Below are 2,277 nucleotides of genomic sequence, written 5' to 3'. Positions count from 1 at the left end.
CGCGTCTACATCAACATGGAAAACCGGGATGACTGAAGCGCCTCAGACCGAATTTCCATCCCTCAGGTTGCTCAATCTCGCAAAACTCGCCGAGGCCAAAAAGGTGGACCTCCACCTTTTTGACGGAGGCGTCCGGGCCTTCCTCGACGCCCACGCCGAGCGTCGTCAGACCAAGCCCACCCCCGCCCAGTCGTTCACCCAAGCCGACGCCGAGTACGCCCAGAAGCTTCACGCCATGGCGGAACGAGGCACCGAGCACGAAGCCGAGGTGGCCAAGGGGAAGCTGGAAGGCTTCGCCAAGGGGTTCGGCATGAGCGCGGACGAGGTGGTCGGGAAGGCCGAAGAGGTGAATTGACGGACCTCCGTCAATTTGATGGCGGGTTCCGCGTGTCACCGCTTCATGCAGGTCAGTAAAATGCTCGTTGACGGGCAGTTTGACCCCGACGCGACCATCAACAGCCCCAGGCATGGAACTACATGGAAGTCGCTCGTTGCTGGTCTACCCAGCACCGCGTTGCTGGGGAGGAGTTAGTCATCAAATGTGCCCCGCAGGGCGCTTCTGATCCCTAAATGGGCCGCAAAGCCTTCCTCGACGCCCACGCGGAACGCCGCGCCAATCGGACCTAAAGTCCCTCGTAAGTGGCCCATAGTATATAACCAATGCACACCACAGGGATGATCACAATTCTAAAGAGATCGTAGAACTCAGACATAAAACACGCTCCACAGAAAACAGATCACGCCCAATAATGAACCCCAGATGAACCGCTAGGGGGAAAATTCAGACGGACTTCGTCATGGCGTGACAGATGGTGCGGATCTTGGGATCGACGGTGCCGACCCGATAGAAGGGACCCACCACGAGATCACTCAGCTTATGGGGTTCAAACTCAAGACAGGTCAGATAGATTTCGCCATCCCTGTGCCGCATGACCATCCAGAAGCCGCTCGGACTGATGAACAGACCGTTGACGTGCTCCTCAGACTCGATGGCTTCGACGCTGATGGGCTGCGGGGTAGTGTCACTCATCTTCCATTTCTCCTTTACGCTGTCTTTGTCCCTCAGAAGCCCACACAGAACCATCTCTTCGATTGGGCCAACTGCATCCGTGCGACAGAGACGGCCCTGTGTGACTCCCGGAGGGCCGCTAGGCGGCCTTCTGTTGCTGAACCTCCCAGTTCAACACCTGATCCAGGCGATTGCCCCGACACCGTGTCCGCCCATCGGCCCCAACAGACGCCACGGTGGTCCCCTCGCGGGTCACCAGGAACAGCGTCTCGTGTCCGATCTCACCTCTGGCGGAGAAGACGGCGTATGGGTCCCCGTCTTCCCCCTGCTCCGTCACGAAGGACGCAGAAGGCTCCCGCTTTAGCAGGATTTCTCCCATGTCCTCAAGCAAAGCGATTTCTTCAGATGTCCACATGGTCCTCGTCTCCTTGTTGACCATCGTTTGCCCACTCCCACAGGTCCGCTCCCGTCTTCTCGATAATCAAGCCAGAGATTGCGTCCTGCGCCTCTTTCAGCCGCTCCACGAAGGCACCGGCTGAATAAACTCTAAGTGCGAGGGTTTCTCCTTGGTGCCCCATGAGGCGACCAAGCAATACAGCGTCGGTGACCTGCTCACCAAACCAAGCGTAAGTCCGTCTAAAGGAATGCGCGTCTATTCGTTCGCCCGCGCCCTTCCCAAATACTTTGTCCCTGACACGCCCGAACTGCTTTGAGATCGCATGAGACCTCCTGTTGAAGTTCCCTGACTTCACTTCATGGAAGACGTACCCTGAACGCCCCTGAGCGCGCTTGGTGATGACACTCAGGGCTGGACCACTCAGAGGAACCCAACGGATATTCGCTTCGGTTTTGCCGCCCCGGATATGAACCCCGCCGTTCTCAAGGTCTTCGGCTTTGATCTGAACGGCATCTTCGAAGCGCAGCCCAGTGAACAGGGCAACCGCCATCCAGTCCCGGAGAACACCCTTGACGTGCTCGGACTGAAAGAACTTCCTGATCTCTTCGAACTTGTAGGCGCGCTTCAGGTGTTGTCCGGGAGACTCTGTGAGGCCATGCCAGGGGTTTGCCTCAACATGCCCCTGCTTCATCAAGTACCGCCAATATGCAGACAAGGCTTATCCCTTTGCTTCCGGCGCGATCAACATATCGTAGGTGATGGGTCCTTTGGTGGTGACGGTGCCCAGTAGGGATCGAAAGGCTGCGTGCCGGGTGCGGCGGCGGTTGAAGCGGAAGACGAACTCATCGAGGTAGGCTTGCAGATGCTTGCG

3 protein-coding genes and 1 pseudogene are annotated in these 2,277 nt (G+C 57.8%); 1 reads left to right on the top strand and 3 read right to left on the bottom strand.

Annotated features, from left to right (window positions below; all coding sequences use genetic code 11):
- A partial coding sequence (locus tag GHC57_RS18885) for a hypothetical protein (RefSeq protein WP_211369257.1) occupies positions 1 to 355 on the top strand: 355 nt, incomplete at its 5' end.
- A gap of 426 nt (positions 356 to 781) precedes the next feature.
- On the opposite strand, the gene GHC57_RS18880 is transcribed toward GHC57_RS18885, so the two are convergent.
- The 3 genes and pseudogenes from GHC57_RS18880 to GHC57_RS18870 all read right to left on the bottom strand — a co-directional run.
- A complete protein-coding gene (locus tag GHC57_RS18880; RefSeq protein ID WP_153347175.1) occupies positions 782 to 1,030 on the bottom strand; it encodes a hypothetical protein in 249 nt (82 codons plus the stop codon).
- Positions 1,031 to 1,410: 380 nt separating this feature from the next.
- A complete protein-coding gene (locus GHC57_RS18875; RefSeq protein ID WP_153347173.1) occupies positions 1,411 to 2,097 on the bottom strand; it encodes a tyrosine-type recombinase/integrase in 687 nt (228 codons plus the stop codon).
- A 27-nt stretch (positions 2,098 to 2,124) separates the two neighbouring features.
- Positions 2,125 to 2,277, bottom strand: a pseudogene (locus tag GHC57_RS18870) (IS1595 family transposase); the annotation flags it as partial.

This window comes from Roseospira navarrensis (assembly GCF_009601025.1).
GTDB classification, from domain to species: Bacteria; Pseudomonadota; Alphaproteobacteria; order Rhodospirillales; family Rhodospirillaceae; genus Rhodospira; species Rhodospira navarrensis.
The sequence above is the reverse complement of the archived record's forward strand: the minus strand, read 5'-3'. Positions and strand labels throughout refer to the sequence as shown.